The 5,193-nt window shown below is 66.7% G+C and carries 5 protein-coding genes and 1 pseudogene; 2 read left to right on the forward strand and 4 right to left on the reverse strand.

Annotation, left to right across the window (positions count from 1 at the left end; translation table 11 throughout):
* Together AC062T_RS05810 and AC062T_RS05815 are read left to right on the forward strand one after the other, a co-directional pair.
* Positions 1-275 (forward strand): annotated as a pseudogene (locus AC062T_RS05810) (LysR family transcriptional regulator); the annotation flags it as partial.
* Between the two features lies 1 nt (position 276).
* Complete coding sequence (locus AC062T_RS05815) at positions 277-1,119, forward strand: endonuclease/exonuclease/phosphatase family protein (protein ID WP_476028249.1); 843 nt, start codon at positions 277-279, stop codon at positions 1,117-1,119.
* 36 nt (positions 1,120-1,155) lie between these two features.
* Here the strand turns inward: AC062T_RS05815 and hemL are convergent, their stop codons facing one another.
* The 4 genes from hemL to hemC all read right to left on the reverse strand — a co-directional run.
* On the reverse strand, positions 1,156-2,469 hold the full coding sequence (gene hemL, locus AC062T_RS05820; RefSeq protein WP_476028251.1) for a glutamate-1-semialdehyde 2,1-aminomutase: 1,314 nt from the start codon (positions 2,467-2,469) through the stop codon (positions 1,156-1,158).
* Between the two features lie 64 nt (positions 2,470-2,533).
* Complete coding sequence (gene hemB / locus AC062T_RS05825) at positions 2,534-3,511, reverse strand: porphobilinogen synthase (RefSeq protein WP_476028253.1); 978 nt, start codon at positions 3,509-3,511, stop codon at positions 2,534-2,536.
* Between the two features lie 10 nt (positions 3,512-3,521).
* Positions 3,522-4,295: a uroporphyrinogen-III synthase gene (locus tag AC062T_RS05830; RefSeq protein ID WP_476028255.1), complete on the reverse strand. Its 774-nt coding sequence runs from the start codon at positions 4,293-4,295 to the stop codon at positions 3,522-3,524.
* A 6-nt stretch (positions 4,296-4,301) separates the two neighbouring features.
* A partial coding sequence (hemC, locus tag AC062T_RS05835) for a hydroxymethylbilane synthase (RefSeq protein ID WP_476028257.1) occupies positions 4,302-5,193 on the reverse strand: 892 nt, incomplete at its 5' end.

Raw genomic sequence — 5,193 nt, forward strand, 5'->3', positions numbered from 1 at the left:
GCAAAGATGTTGAGGCGATCCCCGTGAGCGATGCGCCAGAGACCGAGATCGCCATTGCCTGGCCTACGGAGTCCACGTCGCCCGACGTCGAATATTTTGTGGGCATTGTGCGGGGGCGCAAGGCAAGCAGCTCGCGAGGCGAGGCTCCGACAGCGCCGCCGCCACCGACGAAGAAGACCAAGGCCAAACGACCCCCTCAGCGCGGAGCAAAAAAGCCCCAGGGCGGTGGGCCTGCCGCAGCGGGCCGCAAGCGCGGAGCACGCGGGAGCCGTTGACATGGTTATGCTCACGCGGCGGGTCGGTGGCGACAGGCCACTGATTGGCCCCGTGGGCGCTCCCTATTTGCACGTGATGAGTTACAACGTGCGCAGAATCATCACGATGTCTCGGCACGGAAGCCCCGACTTTTGGCCAGTGCGACGCGACCTCGTCGAACGCATGTTGCATGCGGAGCGTGCGACAATTCTGGGAACCCAGGAGGCCATGGCGAGCCAGGCCCGGGCTATCGCAGAGATGATGGGACCGGATTTTCGCATCGTCGGGCATGGGCGAGCCGCAGACGGAAAAGGCGAGGGATGCCCGCTCTATTTTGATTCCACGCGGCTCGCCCTGATCGATTGGTCCCAGCGCGCGCTCTCCCCCACCCCACAGACTGCCGGATCACGAGGGTGGGGCAACCTCGTGCCCCGCATCGTCGTCACCGCCGAGTTCGACGACATGGCAACGGGCAAACGTTTTGTCGTGTTCAACACCCATTTCGACCACACCTCCAAGCGCTCACGAGTCGCCTCGGCAGAGTATGTGGCGAGCCTCGTCTCGGAGTGCCAGCATCCCGTCATTCTCATGGGCGACTTCAATACGGTGCCCGGCAAGCCGCCGTATCGCATCCTGCTGAACGCAGGGCTCCGAGATTCTCTCCTGGTCGCCGACAAGCGGCTGGGCGGTGCGGGCCCCACGTTCTCTGACTACAAGCTGCCGAGCCCACGTGGGCGGCGCATCGATTGGCTGATGGTCTCCGACAGCATCGACGTGAAGGTGGGCGCCATCAATACTGCGCGGTTCGAGGGGCGTGCAGCCTCCGACCACGAGCCGGTGCAGGCCGTGATTGATGTGCTCTAGCTAGCCACAGCCGAGGCGGGCTAGCCAAAACAGATCTCAGGATGCGGTGGCGGCTGCAGCAGCCTTCGCCGCTGCTGGGAGAGCATCAAGAATGCGCGAGACGGCGGTGTCGTCGTGGGCTGCGGTGACGAACCAGGCCTCGAAGACCGAGGGAGGCAGCGAGACCCCCGATTCGAGCATCGAATGGAAGAACGGTCCATAGCGGAACGCGTCCTGTTGCTTGACCTGGTCGTAGGTGCGGGGAGCCTCCTCGCGGAACGCGAACGAGAACAGGTTGCCGGCCGTCTGCACGGAGTGAGCCACGCCGTGGTGGGACAGCGCCTCTGAGGTTGCCGACGCGATGATGGCAGCGGTGTGGTCGAGGTGCTGATAGACCGCAGCGTCAGCGGCCTTGAGCGTGGCGATGCCCGCGGCGACGGCCAACGGGTTGCCGCTGAGCGTACCGGCCTGGTAGACCGGCCCGACGGGCGCGAGAAAGTCCATGATCTTGGCGGAGCCGGCGATCGCTGCCATGGGCATCCCGCCGCCAATAACCTTGCCGAAGGTGAAGAGGTCTGGCGTGTACGCGGGCGACCCGTCGCGGCCATCGAGACCCCACCATCCCGCTTCGCTGACCCGGAAACCCGTGAGCACCTCGTCGAGAATAACGAGGGCACCGTGGGCATGGGCCAGGTCGATGAGCGCGGCGTTGAAGCCAGCGTCGGGGGCAACGACCCCCATGTTCGCCGCGGCCGCCTCGGTGATAACGGCGGCAATGCGGTCGCCGTGCTCGGAGAAGACGATGCGCAGAGCATCGAGGTCGTTGTAGGGCACCACGAGCGTTTGGGCTGCGACAGCCGCTGGCACGCCGGCCGAGCCGGGGAGAGAAAGGGTCGCAATGCCAGAGCCCGCCTCGGCAAGCAGTCCGTCGGAGTGCCCGTGATAGTGGCCGGCGAATTTGACCAGCAGATCGCGCCCGGTGAAGCCCCGGGCAAGGCGAATGGCCGTCATCGTGGCTTCGGTGCCCGTGGAGACGAGGCGAACCTTCTCCACTGCGGGGCTGAGGCGGTCGATGACACGCTGAGCCAGCTCGGTCTCCCCCGGAGTTGACGCGCCGAACGAGAGCCCGCGTTCGGCCGCCTGCTTAACGGCCTCCACGGTCTGCGGATGCGCATGCCCCAGCAGGGCGGGGCCCCACGACGCGACGAGGTCCACATAGTCGCGACCCTCAACATCCGTCACATACGCGCCTCGCGCGGAGACGAGAAAGCGCGGCGTGCCACCGACGGAGCCGAAGGCTCGAACGGGTGAGTTCACGCCGCCGGGGATCAGAGCCTTGGCCGAGCTGAACGATTCGAGGTTCGTAGACATTGAGGTCTCTCCGTTGATGGCGATTGCGTGGTTCAGGCGGGTAACGGCGGCGGAGGCCAGAGCGTTACCGCAGGATTCTGGCGTACTCGACAGCCCAGTAGGTGAGCACGGCGTCGGCCCCGGCCCGCACAATGCTAATGAGCGATTCGTCGATCGCTCGTTCGCGGTCGATCCATCCGTTGGCCGCGGCGGCCTCGATCATCGAGTACTCCCCCGAGACCTGGTAGGCCCATACGGGGATATCGCTCACGGCCGCAACGTCGGCGAGAACATCCAGGTAGCTCATGGCCGGCTTGACCATAACGATGTCGGCACCCTGCTCGCAATCGAGCATCGCCTCTCGCAGCCCCTCCCGTCGATTGCCGGGATCCTGCTGGTACGTGCGGCGATCGCCCTGCAGGCTGGAGTCGACAGCGTCCCTGAAGGGGCCGTAGAAGGCGGAGGCATACTTTGCCCCGTAGCCGAGAATTGCCGTATCGAGGTACCCGTTGGCATCGAGTTCGTCGCGGACGGCAGCGACCTGCCCGTCCATCATTCCGCTGAGCCCCAAGAGCTGGGATCCTGCTGCAGCCTGGGCGAGCGCCATTTCTCGGTACCGCTCCAGCGATGCGTCGTTGTCGACCCTGCCGTCAGAGCTGAGTACCCCGCAATGACCATGGTCAGTGAACTCGTCGAGGCAGAGATCCGTCTGCACGAGCAGGGCGTCGCCCGCCTCTTCCACCGCGATGCGGGTGGCGACGTTGAGGATTCCGTTCTCGTCGGTGGCGCCGGATCCGACCGCATCCTTGAGCAGCGGGATTCCGAAGAGCATGATGCCACCGATGCCCGCCGCCGCGGCCTCGACGATGGCGCCTCTCATACTCTCTGTCGTGTGCTGCACGACGCCCGGCATCGACGAGATCGGCTGAGGGGCGTCGATGCCTTCCCTCACGAACATGGGCAGAACCAGTTGGCTGGGGTGAACGCGCGTCTCTGAGACGATGCGGCGCATGGCCGGTGTCGTGCGGAGGCGGCGCGGACGGATGTCGGGGCCGAGAGTCATGTCATCCAGTTTAGAAGCCCTCGCGTGGAGAGTCGCCGATAACCGAAGCCTCGACGGCGTCGACCAGACCTTCTGCGCTGCTGTGGGATGCGACGGCGGCAACGATGAGTCCGGATGCTCTCGCAGCCCGGGCGGTGGGCTCACCAATGCAGATCATCAGGGTGCGCGCGAGTGCTGCGGGCGGTAGCTGCCGTGCTACCTGCTGTGCGACGCTCGCCGAGGTCAGCGCGACGGCACTCAGGGCGCCCGCTGCGGCCATGGCGACCACGTCCGGGCGCAGGGCGACAGCGATAGTGCGATAGGCGGTTACGGCGTCGACCTCGAGCCCCCTGGCGCGCAACCCCTCGGCGAGGGTCGGCGCGGCAATCTCGGATTGAGGGATCAGCACCCTCGAGCCTCCCCCTGGCCAGTCGGCCAGCATCCCCCGCGCGGATTGGTCGTCGGAAGGCACATAGTCGACCCGAAAGCCGGAGGAGTGCAGAGAGAGCGCGGTTCCCCCGCCGACCGCGGCAACCCGGGTGTGGTAGGGCAGGCGGATGCCCGCGAGGACGGGCACGGTGGTCGCGCTGGTCACGGCCAGCCAGTCGTAACCGCCCTCGGCAAGGGTGCGGAGGGAGGCAGCGAGCGGCGCGGGGTCGGCAGGCGGAGCGAAATCGATGACGGGAGCCACTACGGCCTCACAACCGCGTTCGGTGAGCAGCTCGGCGAGACGGCGGCCCAGGTCGCCGCCGCGTGGTACGAGAACGCGCCGTCCCGTCATCGAGGCGGCGCGATCCGTGACCATGACGTTCTAAGAGAGCGGAGCGAGCTCGGCCGCACCCGATGACAGCAGCTCGTCGGCCGCTCTCCGACCAAGTTCGATCGCCTCGGCGTTGCGGTTGGCGGGCGAGCCGTCGAGCACAGCGCCGTGCGACGCCGTGAGCTTCTGGCTGCCATCAACGCTGTACACGGTCGCCGTCAGGAGGAGGAGGTCGGAGTCGATCAGGGCTGTGGCCCCGACGGGAGCGGCGCAGCCTGCCTCGAGCCTGGCAAGCACCTCGCGCTCGGCGAGCACGGTGAGCCGGGTTGTCTGATGGTCGAGCCCCTGCAGCACGCGAGCAAGATCGCCAGGAATCTTCTGCCGGGTCTCGAGGGCGAGAGCGCCCTGCCCCGGTGCCGTGGGGTTGTGGCTCAGTTCAAAGAACTCGCTGACGACGTCGAGGCGTCCGAGCCGGCCGAGTCCAGCGGCAGCAAGCACGACGGCGTCGAGTTCGCCGTTCGTGACGAATCCGATGCGGGTATCGATGTTGCCGCGAATGTCACGAATATCGAGGTCGGGCCGCAGCGACCGAAGCTGAGCGATGCGCCTCGGAGACCCTGTGCCCACGGTGGCGCCCTCGGCGAGAGATTCGAGAGTGAGTCCGTCTCGGGCGATCAATGCATCGCGGGCATCCGCTCGCTTGGGGATAGCTCCGATGACGAGTCCCTCGGCGGGCGCGGTCGGGAGATCCTTGAGCGAATGCACTACGAGGTCGCATTCATCCGCCAGCAGCGCCTCGCGCAGGGCGCTGGCGAAGACGCCAGTGCCCCCCAGGCTGGAGAGCGAGGCGCGGGAGGTGTCGCCCTCGGTCGTGATGCTGATGATCTCGACCTCGGCGCCGGATGAAGCGCGGATGCGATCGGCGATCTGCCCCGTCTGGGCG

The organism is Homoserinimonas sp., from assembly GCF_056262345.1.